The sequence below is a fragment of the Bacillus sp. FJAT-45037 genome, assembly GCF_002797325.1.
In the GTDB taxonomy this organism is placed as follows: domain Bacteria; phylum Bacillota; class Bacilli; order Bacillales; family Bacillaceae_D; genus Alkalihalophilus.
Genome location: NZ_KZ454938.1, coordinates 2,265,714 through 2,281,879 on the forward strand (window position 1 = coordinate 2,265,714; position 16,166 = coordinate 2,281,879).

13 protein-coding genes and 1 riboswitch are annotated in these 16,166 nt (G+C 40.3%); of the genes, 1 reads left to right on the top strand and 12 read right to left on the bottom strand.

Features of this window, described 5'->3' with window-relative positions:
• Positions 1-57: 57 nt before the first annotated feature.
• Positions 58-1,407 carry a TrkH family potassium uptake protein gene (locus CDZ88_RS11580; protein ID WP_100373695.1) on the bottom strand — a complete coding sequence of 450 codons (1,350 nt, stop codon included), beginning with the start codon at positions 1,405-1,407 and terminating at the stop codon, positions 58-60.
• 191 nt (positions 1,408-1,598) lie between these two features.
• Between CDZ88_RS11580 and CDZ88_RS11585 the strand changes: the two genes are divergently transcribed.
• A complete protein-coding gene (locus CDZ88_RS11585) occupies positions 1,599-2,036 on the top strand; it encodes a YslB family protein (RefSeq protein WP_232718628.1) in 438 nt (145 codons plus the stop codon).
• Between the two features lie 50 nt (positions 2,037-2,086).
• Here CDZ88_RS11585 and CDZ88_RS11590 read toward each other — a convergent pair whose 3' ends face one another.
• The 11 genes from CDZ88_RS11590 to CDZ88_RS11640 form a co-directional block, all read right to left on the bottom strand.
• Positions 2,087-3,331, bottom strand: a complete 1,245-nt coding sequence (locus CDZ88_RS11590) for an aspartate kinase (protein WP_100373696.1) — start codon at positions 3,329-3,331, stop codon at positions 2,087-2,089.
• A gap of 147 nt (positions 3,332-3,478) precedes the next feature.
• Positions 3,479-3,665: riboswitch (Lysine riboswitch) on the bottom strand.
• A 66-nt stretch (positions 3,666-3,731) separates the two neighbouring features.
• Positions 3,732-5,516 (bottom strand): excinuclease ABC subunit UvrC, encoded by a 1,785-nt coding sequence (gene uvrC / locus CDZ88_RS11595; RefSeq protein WP_100374677.1) that lies wholly within the window; start codon positions 5,514-5,516, stop codon positions 3,732-3,734.
• 134 nt (positions 5,517-5,650) lie between these two features.
• A complete protein-coding gene (gene trxA, locus CDZ88_RS11600; protein ID WP_100373697.1) occupies positions 5,651-5,965 on the bottom strand; it encodes a thioredoxin in 315 nt (104 codons plus the stop codon).
• A 196-nt stretch (positions 5,966-6,161) separates the two neighbouring features.
• The gene (locus CDZ88_RS11605) at positions 6,162-7,139 is read right to left on the bottom strand and encodes an electron transfer flavoprotein subunit alpha/FixB family protein (RefSeq protein WP_100373698.1); all 978 of its coding nucleotides are present in this window, start codon (positions 7,137-7,139) and stop codon (positions 6,162-6,164) included.
• A 15-nt stretch (positions 7,140-7,154) separates the two neighbouring features.
• Positions 7,155-7,925 carry an electron transfer flavoprotein subunit beta/FixA family protein gene (locus CDZ88_RS11610; protein ID WP_100373699.1) on the bottom strand — a complete coding sequence of 257 codons (771 nt, stop codon included), beginning with the start codon at positions 7,923-7,925 and terminating at the stop codon, positions 7,155-7,157.
• Between the two features lie 28 nt (positions 7,926-7,953).
• On the bottom strand, positions 7,954-8,727 hold the full coding sequence (locus tag CDZ88_RS11615) for an enoyl-CoA hydratase (protein WP_100373700.1): 774 nt from the start codon (positions 8,725-8,727) through the stop codon (positions 7,954-7,956).
• 21 nt (positions 8,728-8,748) lie between these two features.
• The gene (locus CDZ88_RS11620; protein WP_232718630.1) at positions 8,749-9,336 is read right to left on the bottom strand and encodes a TetR/AcrR family transcriptional regulator; all 588 of its coding nucleotides are present in this window, start codon (positions 9,334-9,336) and stop codon (positions 8,749-8,751) included.
• Between the two features lie 99 nt (positions 9,337-9,435).
• Positions 9,436-11,145 carry an AMP-binding protein gene (locus CDZ88_RS11625; RefSeq protein WP_100373702.1) on the bottom strand — a complete coding sequence of 570 codons (1,710 nt, stop codon included), beginning with the start codon at positions 11,143-11,145 and terminating at the stop codon, positions 9,436-9,438.
• A gap of 184 nt (positions 11,146-11,329) precedes the next feature.
• On the bottom strand, positions 11,330-13,042 hold the full coding sequence (locus CDZ88_RS11630) for a long-chain-fatty-acid--CoA ligase (protein ID WP_100373703.1): 1,713 nt from the start codon (positions 13,040-13,042) through the stop codon (positions 11,330-11,332).
• Positions 13,043-13,359: 317 nt separating this feature from the next.
• Complete coding sequence (locus tag CDZ88_RS11635; protein WP_100373704.1) at positions 13,360-13,773, bottom strand: DUF350 domain-containing protein; 414 nt, start codon at positions 13,771-13,773, stop codon at positions 13,360-13,362.
• A 14-nt stretch (positions 13,774-13,787) separates the two neighbouring features.
• A complete protein-coding gene (locus tag CDZ88_RS11640) occupies positions 13,788-16,154 on the bottom strand; it encodes an endonuclease MutS2 (protein WP_100373705.1) in 2,367 nt (788 codons plus the stop codon).
• Positions 16,155-16,166 lie beyond the last annotated feature (12 nt).

Genomic DNA, 16,166 nt, shown 5'->3' on the forward strand with positions numbered 1-16,166 from the left:
TCCATAAAAAACCTGCAACCTCATCGTTTGAGAGGTTGCAGAATTCGACGACTATGATTATCCTATGATGATTCTTTCCGTCGGATATTTAAAATGACTCTTCGTTTCTCGTCTTCTAATCGAGAACAAGAAGGCAATCAACCCAACGCGCCCAATGAACATTAAAACCATTAGGACAAATTGGCTTGGTAATGATAAGTCAGGTGTAATCCCCATTGATAAACCACACGTTCCAAACGCCGATGAGGTTTCAAAAATGATCGCTAGCAACGTAATATCGGTATTGGATTCAAAAGCAACAATCAAAGTGACGGCCGCAAACAACATCACTATAAATACAGATAAGACAATAAAAGCCTTTTGTCGATCTTCGGGGTGAATTTCTCGTCCAAAGACTTTCACATCATCTTTTCCTAAGGCGAAACTTTTAATCGTTAAGAACATGACCGCAACCGTTGTCGTACGGATGCCTCCCCCTACACTTGAAGGACTAGCACCAATAATCATCAATGCAGACATAAACAACAAGGTTGCCATATTCAACTCTGAGACATCCATCGTTGACAAACCACCACTTCTCGTTGTCGCAGAATTAAAAATCGAATAGAAGAGCTGCTGATGCCACTCAAGCCCAACATAATACGAACCTGTCTCTAATGCCCAAATACCGACAACACCGATCACAAACACAGCAAAATAAGTCGTTGTTGAAATTTTTGTAAATAAACTGAATTTAAAATGAGGATTTTCTTTCGAGAAGTATTCCTTTAATTCCATCAAGACAGGAAAACCAATCGCACCTGCAAAAATCAACAAAATGACGACAAGTTGAACGTAATAATCATTGGCAAACGGAATTAACGATTGCCCCGTCACGTCAAACCCCGCATTGGTAAACGCGCTTAGTGCCGCAAACGCCCCTTGATAGTAAGCTTCAAAAACAGTATCAAAATAGCGTAAATAATATGTACCTAATATGAGTGCTCCAATCAATTCGATGATCAAAGCAACAAATAAAATTCCTCGCATTAAGTTTACAAGACCGGAGAAATTGTTTTGGTTGTGATCGACCATGATCAACATTCGTTGTGATAAATTAATTTTCTTTCCAAATAGCATCCACACAAACGTACCCAGTGTCATAATTCCAATTCCACCAAGTTGAATAGCTAAAGCAAGAAAAAAAACCCCAATATAGCTGTAGGTTTCAGAGACGTTAACAACAGTCAGTCCAGTTACACTCACTGCACTCACCGATGTGAATAACGCTTCTGAAAACGAAATCGTTACACCATCTTTATGAGAAATCGGTAAATAAAGAAGAATGCTAAAGAGAATCATCGCTACAATATACGAAATAATAATGACTCGAAAAGGAGAAAGGAATTGACTTAACCCTAATTTCATAATGGACGTACCTCCGTGTTTATTCGCGCTTTAGTATACCACTTCTCTATAGTAGAAACTACAAACGCTAGGAAAAAAGTAAGTCTCTTTGACCTGTTTCAAGAATGATTGGCATTAGAATCCTTCTATATTCATTTGGACAGTATTGTTTTGACCTTTTATAATAAAGAGAGAGGAGAGGTGTTTTTCTGATGGAACCAAATATGGAACCAACGCTCGACACAAAAACAGAATCAGCGGAGCAACGATTTGCTTATGACTTGATTCGAAACGATGTCCTAAAAGATATCTTAGGTAGTGAGCACGACTCCATCATGTACTGGATTGGTAGGTCACTCGCTCGAAAATACCCATTACATACGATTGAAGAAACGATCGATTTTTTTAGAAAGGCTAACTGGGGACAGTTGGTGTTAGTCAAGGAGAAAAAGCAACAACGCTCATTTGAACTTCGTGGTTCTTGGATGAAGCAAGATGACAACCGTTGTTATCAACTTGAAACAGGCTTTCTAGCTGAGCAAATCGAACATTGGACGGGAGCTTATACTGGAGCAACTCATTTACAGAAAAAAGGTGTTGTCACTATTCAAGTTGAATCTGACCTGAAAGACTCGGTAAACCAATCATAACAAGATAAAAGCGATGCTATCGTAGCATCGCTTTTATTCATTATATATCTTTACGCCAACTGCTTCACTTGTTCATCCTCTAGCACCTCGTCTAAACGAAATGTATCATGTAGTGCTTCTACTGCCATAACCATATCATCTTCGGCTACTACTGCTGAGACTTTAATTTCGGATGTACTCACCATTTTAATAAATATATCATTCTCTGCTAATGCTTCAAACATACGTGCAGCAACACCAGGATTCGAAATCATTCCTGATCCGACAATCGATACTTTCGCGAGTTCCCCTTCATGGTAGAGACTCTCATAGTTTAATTCTTGTTTTGCTTGTTCCAGGCAAGCGACCGTTTCTTTTAGTGAACATTGTGTAATAGAAAATGAAATATTCACATGTTGATCATTCTGGTTTTGGATAATAATATCAACATTCACCCCGTGCTTTGATAAAACTGAAAATAATTTAGGTAACGTATCTAAGTGATTAGGAAGTCCTGCTACCGTTACTTTCGTTACATCGTTTTCAAACGCAATTCCACGCACAACTAAATTCTTTTCCACCGATACTTCCTCCTCAATCATCGTTCCTGTCTCCATTGACATACTTGAAGCAACCATGAGTGGCACTTCATAATTTTTAGCAAATTCAACCGCTCTTGGATGCAAAACACCAGCACCTAAGTTCGCCATTTCTAACATCTCATCGTACGAAATCGCTTGTAATTTTCTTGCTTTTTTCACATAACGCGGGTCGGTCGTGAAGACCCCAGTGACATCTGTGTATATCTCACACCGATTTGCCTTCGTCGCAGCAGCAAGTGCCACTGCAGTTGTATCCGATCCACCTCTACCTAGAGTCGTAATGCTCCCATCCGTCGTTACCCCTTGGAAACCTGCTACGACAACGACTTTACCAGCTTGTAGTTGTTCTTCGATTCGTGTCGTTTCAATCGACTTGATTCTAGCATTTCCGTGACGATCTTCCGTCATCATTCCAGCTTGCCCACCAGTAAAAGAAATCGCTTCTAGCCCACGTTGTTGAAGCGCCATTGTCAGTAAAGAGATCGTGACTTGCTCTCCTGTAGACAACAACATATCCATTTCTCTTTTACTCGGAACATCTGTTATATCTGCTGCTAATTGAACTAATTGATCGGTCGACTTCCCCATAGCTGAGGTCACGACAATCAATTCGTCTCCATTTTCAACTGCCATTTGAATTCGGTTCGCCACATTGTTAATTTTCTCAACTGATCCAACTGACGTGCCTCCGTATTTCTGTACAATTCGTGCCATCCTCTTCATCCTTTCAATCTCTTCACGCGCCTATTGTTCGATTTACAGGATGTGCTATACCTTTTTTGTACAAAAAAAGCAACAATAAGGAAAACCCCCCTCACTGTTGCTTGTCATACCGTACAGGTACCACACTAGTCCCTTCTCACGTGAGATAGTTCTCCACAAGACTATGGGTATAGTCAAGTGACAGCCTTAGCCCTGTTTGGGATAAGTCCAGCATGATAGGTATGAGTCCTATTCACACTTCGGCGAATTCCCCTTTCAGTTAGCATCTATGAGCCTCATTGCTCTCAGCTAACGTACTGTTGGTTTTCGCTCCTCTACCATCACTTCAAAATTGAAGTGCGGCATATTTAATTGGTCTTTATTTTAGCAAATGTTTACTAGCTATGCAATATTAATTTTCTTCATCCTCATGAAGTTTTTGATAAAGGGTTTCTGCCACTTTGATTGGAATCCCTTGATCGCGAATCTCTTCGATTGTCGCTTCTTTCATCTTCTTCACTGAGCCAAAATGTTTTAATAACTGACGTTTTCGTTTTTCCCCGACACCAGACACATCATCCAATGCTGATTTGAAGAATGTTTTAGATCTCGTTTGACGATGGAAGGTAATAGCGAAACGATGGACTTCGTCTTGAATCCGTTGCAGTAGATAAAATTCATGACTATCTCTTTTTAATGGGACAATAATTGGCGGATCTCCCATTAGTAATTGGGAAGTACGGTGCTTTTCGTCTTTTGCTAATCCACAGACTGGAATAGCTAGGCCAAGTTCATCCTCTATAATTTCTTGTGCCGCAGCAATTTGACCCTTTCCTCCGTCAATAACGATTAAATCTGGTAAAGGCAACTCATCTTTCAACAATCTCGCGTATCGCCTTCTGACGACTTCCCGCATCGAACCATAGTCATCTGGTCCTTCAACCGATTTAATCTTATATTTCCGATAATCCTTTCGGCTAGGCTTTCCATCTAAAAATGTCACCATCGCCGAGACAGGGTCGGTTCCTTGGATGTTCGAATTATCGAAGGCTTCAATTCGGTAAGGTGAGGAGATCGCCATCGCTTCTCCTAAACGTTCAACCGCTTTTATCGTTCGGTCCTCATCACGTTCAATTAGTGAGAATTTTTCCTTCAGCGCTTCTTTAGCATTTTGATCGGCAAGGTCTAGTAACTCCTTTTTCTTTCCTTTTTTCGGGTGATGCGTTTTGACTTCTAATAATTCTTCCACCAATTCTCTTTCGATGTTCTCTGGAACAAGAATTTCGGTTGGTTTGATATGGTCTTTTTGCAAGTAGAATTGACCAATAAAGGTAAGAAGATCTTCCTTCGCTTCTTTATAGAAAGGAAAAATCGACACATCTCTTTCAATTAGTTTTCCTTGTCTAACAAAGAAAACCTGTACACACATCCACCCTTTATCATAAGCAAAACCAAACACATCACGATTCACATGGTCATTGATCGTCATTTTCTGTCTTTCCATGACTGCTTCCATATGTTGAAGCGTGTCGCGTAATTCTTTGGCTCGTTCAAAGTTTAACTCTTCAGATGCTTTCATCATTTTTTCTGTCAGATCTTTTTTTATATCCGTATGGCCTGAACGTAGAAATTTTGTGATTTCTTGAACCATCTCTTGGTTTTGAACTGGAGATACTTCATTTACACAAGGAGCCAAACATTGGCCAATATGATAATACAAGCAAACTTTATCTGGCATTGTCCGACATTTTCGTAAAGGATAAAGGCGATCGAGTAATTTTTTCGTTTCATTCGCCGCACCCGCATTTGGATATGGACCAAAATACTTTCCACCGTCTTTTTTAACATTTCTTGTTGTAATTAAACGAGGGTGTTTTTCGCTAGTAATTTTTAAATAAGGATAGGACTTATCATCTTTAAGCATCACATTGTATTTCGGATCATGCTTTTTGATAAGATTCATCTCTAGGATTAGTGCCTCGATATTGGTGGAAGTCATAATGTATTCGAAATCTACAATTTCACTCACAAGTCTTTGTGTCTTTGTATCATGCGATCCAGTAAAATAAGATCGTACACGGTTCTTTAACACCTTTGCCTTCCCAACATATATAATGGTTCCTTGTCGGTCCTTCATCAAATAACAGCCAGGCTGATCAGGCAAGATCGCTAGCTTATCTTTTAATTGACTCAATATAACGACTCCCTCTCCTTGGCTTTTTTTACGGTTTATCTTAGGTTTCTTCTCTATTGTTAGCGACAACGCTTGATTTATCAAGTGAAACCCACTAAAAAACGTGCTCTCAGTTTGAGAACACGTTTTTGCGTTTCTTATAGGTGTTTGTTAAGTAGCTCAGCTAATGCTTCTTTCGGTTGGAAGCCAACAACTTGATCTACAACTTCTCCGTCTTTGAAAACAAGTAGAGTTGGAATACTCATTACGTTGTATTTACCAGCTGTTTCTTGGTTTTCATCAACATCTAATTTAGCGATTTTTACTTTATCGCCCATTTCAGCATCAAGTTCTTCAAGAACAGGCGCGATCATTTTACAAGGTCCACACCAAGGTGCCCAAAAATCTGCTAATACGACTCCTTCGCTTGTTTCAGTTGCAAAAGATTGATCTGTTACATTTAAAATTGCCATTATAAAATCCTCCTTTAAATCTCAACAATTTCACTACAGTATTATTATACCATTTGGATAGGTGTATGGCGAATAAGTTGCTCACTGTTACTATTTCCTTTTTCACTTGATACATACCTACGTTGGCCACACCTTCAAGGCCTATTTATACAAAAAAAAGAAAAGCTCATGCGTCCATGAGCTTTTCTCCTTTAGGTTAATTAGATACAAGCGCGCTCTTTAACTCTTCTGTTAAGATCGGCAAGATTTCAAATAGGTCGCCAACGATTCCGTAATCTGCAACTTCAAAAATGGGTGCCTCAGGATCTTTATTCACTGCAACAATAATTTTTGAATTTGACATACCCGCTAGATGTTGAATGGCTCCTGAAATTCCAAAGGCAAAGTAAAGGTCTGGTGTGACGACTTTACCTGTTTGACCAATTTGAAGCGAGTAGTCGCAATAATCTGCGTCACACGCACCACGTGATGCTCCGACTGCTCCGCCAAGTAGATCAGCAAGTTCTTGAAGAGGTTCAAACCCTTCTTTGCCTTTTACGCCACGTCCACCTGCAACGACAACTTTAGCCTCTGACAAATCAACTCCGCCTGTTGCTTTACGTACAACATCCTTGATGATCGTACGCAAATCTTTAATATCAACCGATAATGTTGATACATCTCCAGATCTTGATTCATCTTTTTCAAGAGGCACAATATTATTTGGACGAATGGTAGCAAAGACTACTCCGTCATTCACTTTTTTCTTCTCAAATGCTTTTCCTGAGTATATTGGTCGTGTAAAGACTGCATCTTCACCGTCTAACTCAACTGCTATAGCATCTGAGATCAGACCTGCATTCAACTTCATTGCTAAACGAGGTGACACGTCTTTACCAATTGATGTATGACCAAGCAATACACCTTCTGGACTCTCTACATCTAAAACTTGTAATAATGCTTGTTGATACGCATCCGTTGTGTATGTTTTTAAGTCGGCATGATTGATTACAACAACACGGTCTGCACCGTATTGAATGAGACTTTCTGCTAAACCGCCTACATCTTCACCAAGAAGAACACCGACAACTTCGCCACCATTAGCGACTTCTTTCCCTGCTGCTACTGCTTCATATGATACGTTACGTAATTCTCCGTCACGAACTTCTCCGATTACAAGTACTTTCTTTGCCATGATTGATCCCTCCAATTAAATGACTTTAGCTTCAGACTTTAGAAGTGAAACGAGTTCTTTAACTTGTGCTTGTGGCTCACCCTCTAATACTTTTCCAGCTTGCTTTTCTGGTGGTAAGTAAGTCTCTAGAGTTGTTGTCTTCGCTTCAACATCCTCTTCTTCTAGATCAAGATCATCTAAATCAAGTGTTTCTAATGGTTTTTTCTTCGCTTTCATAATACCTGGCAATGAAGGATAACGCGGCTCATTTAACCCTTGTTGAGCTGTAACAAGAACAGGAAGAGATACTTCTAACGTTTCTTCATCCCCTTCAACGTCACGAACAATTGTCGCTTGACTACCCGTAATTGTCAGATTTGTAATCGTTGTCACTTGTGGGATCTCTAAAAGTTCTGCTACACGAGGCCCAACTTGTCCACTACCACCATCAACTGCAACATTACCACCTAAAATGATGTCATACTCTTGTTCTTTCAAATACGCCGCAAGCATTGTTGCTGTTGTGTATTGATCTAATTCCTCAACATCTTCGCTATCGAGTAAAACGGCTTTATCAGCACCCATAGCAAGAGCTGTGCGAAGCTCTTTTTCTGCTTCCTCTTCTCCTACTGTGACAACCGTTACTTCGCCGCCATGCTCATCACGAAGGACAATCGCTTCTTCAATTGCATACTCATCGTACGGGTTAATAATAAACTCTGCTCCACCTTCATCAATACGACCATTTGAGATCGTAATTTTTTCCTCAGTGTCAAATGTACGTTTCATTAAGACGAAAATATTCATGCTTTATTCCCTCCTAGAATTAGTAAACTTATTTATTTTGAAATTTAGGTGCTCTTTTCTCAATGAAAGCTTCAATGCCTTCTTTCCCATCAGCAGAATCAAATGCTAATCCAAACAGTTCCGCTTCTCGTTTCGCTCCATCTTCATACTTTTCATCGATGCTGTACTGGAGCAACTCTAACGTTAAACGAGTCGTAAATGTGCTTTTTTTAGCAATTTTCTTAGCTAACGTTTGGGCATCACCCATGAGCGCTTGCTCAGAATGAGTTGAATTAACAAGACCTAAATATTTCGCTTCAAGGCCTGTGATCGGTTCACTTGTCAACAGCATCTCGGCTGCTTTTGCCCGACCCACATAACGAGGGAGGCGCTGACTTCCAGCAAACCCTGGAATTAAACCAAGTTGAAGTTCAGGTAAGCCCAATTTCGCATCTTCGGTTGCAAGACGGATATGACAAGCCATCGCAAGTTCTAATCCCCCGCCAAGAGCGGCCCCATGAATCGCTGCAATCACAGGTTTCTTAAACGACTCAATACGATCAAAAAGCTTCTGTCCTTGAAGAGCAAGCTTTGTAAATGTTGCTCCGTCTTCAACTTCTGTAAATTCTTTAATATCTGCTCCTGCGGCAAAGAATCTACCTTCGCCGCAGAGAAGGACAACATGAACATTATCATTCTGTTCAATTTCGGTAAATGCATGATCAAGTTCTGACAAAACGCCACGAGATAGCGCATTTGCTGGTGGTCTAGCTAAGGTAATCGTCGCAATATGTTCATTCACATCAAGCTTGATATACTCCATATCTGCCACTCCATTCTATAGTTACCGATTGCAAAAGCCACCTAAAAGCATCTGATGTAGTGGTTTTGCAAGGGAGGTCAGGTCATACTTGCAATCTTTCATTACCCAATTGGTCACGACTTCGTCTAATGTGCCAAAAATCATTTGGCGCGCGAGACGATTGTCTAAATTAGGATCGAAATAACCGCTTTCTTTCCCTTCCGTAATCAATTCGTCCATCAATACTAAATATCCTTTTAGTATTTCGTTAATTTTTAAGCGAAGGTCCGTATTTGATTGGCGTAGCTCTAATTGTGTCACGATCGCAAGCTGTTTATCTGCTTCTAGCTGTTCAAAATGCATCGTCATAAGCAAAAGGAATTTTTCTTCCACAGTGTCGCACGTTGAAATTTTTGTACGAATCGTATCGACAAAATGCCCCATCTTCTCTTCAAAAAGCGAAGTCAAAATAGCTTCTTTGTTTTTAAAGTATAAATAGATAGTTCCATCGGCTACTCCTGCTTCTTTAGCAATTTTCGCTACTTGAGCTTGATGGTATCCGTGCTTTGCAATTACCGTTACAGCTGCATCAATAATCTGGTTGTATTTAGGCCCTTTTTTCTTTCCCACTTTTGTCTCTCCTTTAAAATGAATGAGCATTCATTCATATACCTTATTCTAGTGGAAAAAACGCAGACTGTCAATCCACCAATTGTTGATTACATGCTTTTAGCTTGATTTTTCCTGAGCGCTCGCAGCTAATTTCTGCTTTTCTTCTTCGATCAGTACTCTTTTCAAGACCTTACCAACAATGGTTTTCGGCAATTCATCACGGAACTCATACAACCTCGGAACTTTATACGAAGCCAAGTGTTTACGACAATATTGATTCAGCTCTTTTTCAGAAACAGTTTGTCCTTCTTTTAATACTAGGAAGACTTTGACCGTTTCCCCGCGATATTCATCCGGCACACCAATTGCAACTGCCTCTTGGACCGCCTCATGGTTATAGAGTACTTCTTCAATTTCACGCGGATAAATATTGAATCCACCTGCAATAATCATGTCTTTCTTACGATCGACCACATAGAAATAACCGTCTTCATCCATATAACTCATATCCCCTGTTAACAGCCAGTCATCGCGCATCGTTCCAGCAGTCTCTTCAGGGCGGTTCCAATAGCCCTTCATAATTTGGGGACCGCGTACAGCTAGTTCGCCCACTTCACCTTGTTTTGCGGGTTCTCCAGTCTCCATAGAAAGAATTGCTGCTTCAGTGTCAGGCCATGGTACACCGATACTTGATTGACGTCGCTCTCCCCATAGTAAGTTACAGTGAGTAACCGGCGAAGCTTCTGTTAATCCGTATCCCTCTACTAATCGACCACCAGTTAATTCTTCAAATTTCTGCTGAATTTCCACTGGCAATGAAGCAGATCCACTAATACAAGCTTCAATGGATGATAAATTATATTTCTTTACATCAGGATGATTAATTAACCCGATATACATCGTTGGTGCGCCCGGGAAAATTGTAATTCGTTTTTTATCAATTAACTTTAATACTTGTTTAGGATCGAATTTCGGTACGATATGAAGAGCATTCCCGTTCATTAGCGTTAAGTTCATAGAAACAGTCATCCCATATACGTGGAAAAATGGTAGAACAGCTAATGTTCGTTCATTGCCTTCTTTCATTTTATACATCCAATAACGACATTGAATCGTATTAGCTACTAAATTGCGATGCGTAAGCATCACACCTTTTGCTAGTCCTGTCGTACCTCCTGTATATTGAAGCAAAGCAAGGTCTTCACGCGGATCAATATCAACATTAGGACGCTCTTCTTTACCTTTTCGTACGAAAGGTAAAAACGGATGAACAGAATTTGAATACTCTACATTAACACTCATCTTCGTATTCTTCTTCTGAATAAAGGGATAGATTAGATTTTTCGGGAACGGTAAGTAATCCTTGATAGCGGTTACAATAACATGTTCAATTGCTGTAGCACCCTTTACCTTCATAACACGAGGATAAAGCAAGTCCAAGCATAAAATAATCTTTGCTCCCGAATCTGTTAACTGATGCTCTAATTCACGTTCTACATATAATGGGTTAGTCTGAACAACGACCCCGCCAACAAGCAATGTTGCAAAATACGCAATAACCCCTTGAGGGCAGTTCGGTAGCATAATCGCCACACGATCCCCTTTTTCTAAGCCTAGTGATTGGAGATGATTAGCGAGCCTTCTTACCTCAAGATCAAATTCACTGTATGTAAGAGACTTTCCCATAAACTCAAGGGCCACATTTTGTGGATATTTACTTACAGCTTGTTCTACTAGTTCATGTAAAGAAACCTCTGGATATTCAATACTTGCTGGTATTTCCTTATGATAACGTCCAACCCAGGCATGCTCGGTTTGTGTAGACATTCATTTGGCCTCCTCATCTCTCCCCTTTCCAACTAGCGTTTCCTCTCTCTTCTCTATTGTAATGAATAATCGTTCATTTTTAAATAGATTTTTGTGATTTTTTAAAATTTTCCTTCTTTAAAGTCAATTTTTGTCTATTTGTGTATAAAAAAGCCCACCCAATTTTCATTTGGGCAGGCTACTTTTACGAGTTGCTCGCTTTTTGTTGTTCTTGTTTTTTGTTTTCTTCTTCCACTAACACACGTCGGAGGATTTTTCCAACTAGTGTTTTAGGTAATTCATCACGGAATTCATACATTCTTGGTACTTTAAAAGCAGCTAAATTCTTACGACAGTATTGATCAAGCTCTTCTTCTGTCACTTTCTTGCCTTTCCTTAAAACAATGAAGGCTTTTACTGTCTCGCCGCGGTACTCATCAGGTGCTCCAATGATTACGGCTTCTTGGACCGCCTCGTGTTCATAGAGTACTTCTTCTATTTCACGCGGATAAATATTAAATCCACCTGCAATAATCATGTCTTTCTTACGATCAACAATGTAGAAGTATCCCTCCTCATCCATATAGCCCATATCACCTGTCAAGAACCATTCGTCTTTAAATACCTTTGCAGTTTCTTCTGGGCGATTCCAGTACCCTTTCATCACTTGGGGTCCGGCGATTGCAATCTCGCCTACTTCTCCTATTTCTGCTCGCTCACCTGTCTCGGCGGAAATAATTGCTGCATCTGTATCCGGCCATGGTAGACCAATGCTTCCTGATTTTCTTTCTCCCCAGATTAAATTTGAGATCGCTACTGGAGAAGTCTCTGTTAATCCATAACCTTCGACAAGCTTCCCACCTGAAAGTTGTTCAAATTTCTGTTGAACCTCTAGTGGCAATGGTGCCGCACCACTAAGACATGTCTCAATCGATGAAAGATCATAGTCTTGAATATTTGGATCGTTAATCAGTGCAACATACATGGTCGGTGCACCTGGGAACAAGGTTACTTTCTGTTTCTGTATCGTTTTTAAAACGTCCTTCACTTCAAATCGCGGTAAGATGACCGTCGTTAATCCACCCATAATCGAGAAATTCATAATGACTGTCATTCCGTATACATGGAAGAAAGGCAAGGCTGCTAACATTTTCTCATTTCCAGGTTTCATTTTATACATCCAAGACATACACTGGGTTGTATTAATAACTAAATTAGAATGAGTTAACATGACTCCTTTAGCTGGTCCTGTTGTTCCACCTGTATATTGTAATAAAGCGAGATCTTCTGAAGGATTCACTTCAACATTTACTTCGCTTGTAGAACCTTGACGAAGAAGCTCCTTAAAAGCAAGCGTTCGTTTGTCATATTCCACTTCAACTTTAATCCCCGTTTTTTTCTTTTGGACGAATGGATACAAGAGGTTTTTCGGAAATGGTAAGTAATCTTTGATGCTAGTGACAATGACGTGCTCTAGGTTGGTTTTGCTCCGAACGGCCTGCACTCTTGGGAAAACGAGATCCAAACAAACAATAACCTTTGCCCCTGAGTCAACGAGCTGATGCTCTAACTCCCGCTCCACGTATAGGGGATTTGTTTGAACAACGATTGCCCCTAACATCAGTGAACCGTAGTAGCTGATGACAGATTGCGGACAATTGGCGAGCATAATTGCTACCCGATCGCCTTTTTTTACACCAAGTGTCTGGAGTTGATTAGCAAACTGCTTCGCCTGCGTATAAAGCTCCTTGTACGTCAGCTCTTTTCCAAGAAAATGGACAGCCGATGTGTTCGCGTATTTCTCAGCCGCCTCTTTCAAAAAAGTGTGAAGCGTTTTGTCCTCGTATTGAATCGTATGAGGAATTTCTGCTGGATAATGTTTCAACCATACTTTGTCTTCTTGTGTTAAGACTGTCATTTTTCTTACCCCCTTCTTTATGCCCCTTTCTTATGTGCCACTCTCCTCTACTACCATTGTATTGTAATCGCTTACACTTTTGTATCTTTTTTTATTAATTTTCTGAATTTTTCACTTATTTTTTACGACATTTTTTTCACCACCCTTAATTTCAACACACAAAAAGGTACAAACAGCGAGCTGTTTGTACCTTTTTGTTTCGCGTATTGATCATGCAGCAAAAAAGATCATATAGATAATTCCCGCTAAAATAAATGCTCCACAACATACATACAATATTTTCATTAAGTTTTCCAACGTTGTTCTCTCCTTTTACTCTATCTAGTAATGATGCTAGCACCTATGACATAGGAGAGGCCTACTGAAAGAACCATTGCGATGAATCCCACAGCACGGTTATCTCGAGCAATTTCTTCATCTACTTTAAAACTTGGGGTGAGAAATTCAAAAATGAAATAACTAAACAGTAACAAGCCAAAACCTACCACACCCCAACCGAGCATCATTAATAATGAGTCTGAATGTTCAATTGAGTGACGGAAGATATTTGCTACTCCAAAGATTTTTCCACCCGTTGCCAAGGCAACCGCGAGATTCCCCTTTTTGATTTCTTCCCAGTTCTTATATTTTGTGACGGTTTCAAATACCGTCAAGAAAACGATAAGGGCAAGAAACGACACGCTGTAGTAGGCAGCTGTCATAACTAGTTCTAGCTCAAAAAATGCTTCCATGATTGTCTCCTCACTTATTTCAGTTCGATCACGGTATTTCCTAATCCACCCTCATTCATTCCACCATCACGAGCAGATTTCACCCTTGAATGTTGCTTAACGAGTTGTTTCACACCTTTTCTTAGCGCTCCCGTTCCTTTTCCGTGAATAATAGACACCTGATGATATCCAGCTAAGAGTGCATCATCAATGTATTTCTCAACTTTTTGCATTGCATCTTCATAGCGCTCGCCACGGAGATCAAGTTCTGGCTTTACATGATGGTCATTTCCTTTAACCGTTGCAATCATCCTAGTCTCTTGTTGCTTTGGTTTATCAAGTAGCTGCAAGTCATCAGCCTTTACTTTCATCTTCATGATACCGATCTGTACGTTAAATTCTGTTTCATTGATCTTTTCAATGATGTGACCTTTTTGACCGAAGCTAAGTACTTTAACATCATCGCCAACTTTAATCGTGTGCTTGGCTCTCGCTTTGGCCGCTTCTTTTTTCACTTTCTTTTGCTTCGCTGTTAAGATTGGTGCAGCCTGCTCTAGATGTTTCTTCGCATCAATGATTTGATGCTCCTTCACCTGAACGCCTTTTTTTTGCATTTCTCTTAACTCACCAATGATAAACTCCGCTTCTTCTTTCGCTTTTTCGACCGCTTGTTTTGCTTTATCCTCAGCCTCTTTAAGCATCCGTTCTTTTTGTTCTTCAATCTGCTCAAGCTGTTCTTCGATCTCTCGTTTCAATTGTTCTGCTTCCTTACGAACTTGGTTCGCTGCATTTCTCTCTGTCTCGGCAGACTTTTGACTCGTCTCAAGCGATACAATCATATTCTCTATTTGATTCGATTCACTATCAATCTGCTCTTTCGCACGATCAATAATGCGCTCATCAAGGCCTAACCTTCGCGAAATAGCAAACGCGTTACTTCGTCCTGGCACACCAATTAATAAGCGATACGTCGGTCTTAGCGTCTCGACATCAAATTCAACGCTAGCATTCATCGCTCCTTCACGATTATACGCATATCCTTTTAATTCACTATAGTGAGTGGTCGCAACAACGCATGCTCCGCGGTTATACACATCATCTAGGATCGATATCGCTAGAGCTGCCCCTTCCGTTGGGTCTGTCCCTGCACCAAGCTCATCAAATAACACAAGACTTTGAAAATCGACTTTACTTATAATATCAACAATATTTGTCATATGGCTGGAGAATGTACTTAAGCTCTGCTCAATCGATTGCTCGTCCCCTATATCAGCAAAAATCTGCTGATATACGGCCATTTCAGACTCTTCTTCGACTGGTACATGAAGACCTGATTGCGCCATTAATGTTAATAGTCCGACCGTCTTTAACGTAACGGTCTTACCTCCCGTATTCGGCCCTGTGATAATAAGAGATCGATAGCTATCTCCTAGCTCGACATCAATCGGAACAACTTCCTCATCTGTTAATAAGGGATGTCTTGCTTTTTTGATTTTGATAAACCCTTTGTCATTCAATCGCGGAGCCGAAGCTTTAAGGCGCTTGGCGTAGTTTGCTTTTGTAAAAATAAAATCAAGGATTGCTAATTGCTCCATATTGATCAAAATGGACTCCGCATGCTCAGAAACAAGAGCAGACAGCTCTACTAGGATACGTTCCACCTCATGAGTTTCTTTGATTTTCGCCTCACGAAGTTGGTTGTTAATGGTCACAATGGCTTGTGGCTCTATGAATAATGTCGCACCTGAGGCCGATTGATCATGAACAATACCACCAAATGCACTTCTATATTCTTGCTTTACAGGAATAACGAAGCGATCATTACGGATCGTGACAATGGCATCTGAGAGCATTTTCTGAGTCGATGATGATCTTGTAATGCTTTCGAGTTTTGAACGAACCGTCGACTCAAAACTACGAATTTGTTGGCGAATGGTCCGTAGCGCAGCACTTGCTGAATCCAAAACATGCCCATTATCATCAATGCATTGTTTAATTTCACGTTCGATATCTGTTAAAGGCTCGATTCGTGTCGCATAGTCATAAAGTAAAGGAAGCTCGATCCCTTCTTCCTCAACCATCGTTTCAATAAACTTCTTTAGCTGACGACCGCCATAGATCGTACTAGCCACTGAAATTAACTCACTTGCTGATAATGATCCACCGATTTGAGCACGCTTTGCATGCGCCCGCACATCTGAAATCCCACCAAGTGGAACATGTCCTTTTAGTCGCAAAACTTGTGCGCCCTCTGACGTTTCTGCTTGATGTTTTTTCACTTCTTCTAAATCAGTCGAAGGTTTCAATGTCTCAATTAATTGTTTTCCTAAAGAAGAGGAGACATGTTCTTGGAGCTGACTTTTCAATTTATTATATTCTAAAACTCGTAATACCCGTTCCATCTGTGATCTCCT

Coding starts and splice junctions, on each gene's coding strand:
- CDZ88_RS11635 (WP_100373704.1), bottom strand. CDS start 13,773: ATGGAAGCATTTTTTGAGCTAGAACTAGTTATGACAGCTGCCTACTAC.
- trxA (WP_100373697.1), bottom strand. CDS start 5,965: ATGGCAATTTTAAATGTAACAGATCAATCTTTTGCAACTGAAACAAGC.
- CDZ88_RS11630 (WP_100373703.1), bottom strand. CDS start 13,042: ATGACAGTCTTAACACAAGAAGACAAAGTATGGTTGAAACATTATCCA.
- CDZ88_RS11625 (WP_100373702.1), bottom strand. CDS start 11,145: ATGTCTACACAAACCGAGCATGCCTGGGTTGGACGTTATCATAAGGAA.
- CDZ88_RS11615 (WP_100373700.1), bottom strand. CDS start 8,727: ATGGAGTATATCAAGCTTGATGTGAATGAACATATTGCGACGATTACC.
- CDZ88_RS11580 (WP_100373695.1), bottom strand. CDS start 1,407: ATGAAATTAGGGTTAAGTCAATTCCTTTCTCCTTTTCGAGTCATTATT.
- CDZ88_RS11605 (WP_100373698.1), bottom strand. CDS start 7,139: ATGGCAAAGAAAGTACTTGTAATCGGAGAAGTTCGTGACGGAGAATTA.
- CDZ88_RS11590 (WP_100373696.1), bottom strand. CDS start 3,331: ATGGCACGAATTGTACAGAAATACGGAGGCACGTCAGTTGGATCAGTT.
- CDZ88_RS11640 (WP_100373705.1), bottom strand. CDS start 16,154: ATGGAACGGGTATTACGAGTTTTAGAATATAATAAATTGAAAAGTCAG.
- CDZ88_RS11585 (WP_232718628.1), top strand. CDS start 1,599: ATGGAACCAAATATGGAACCAACGCTCGACACAAAAACAGAATCAGCG.
- CDZ88_RS11610 (WP_100373699.1), bottom strand. CDS start 7,925: ATGAATATTTTCGTCTTAATGAAACGTACATTTGACACTGAGGAAAAA.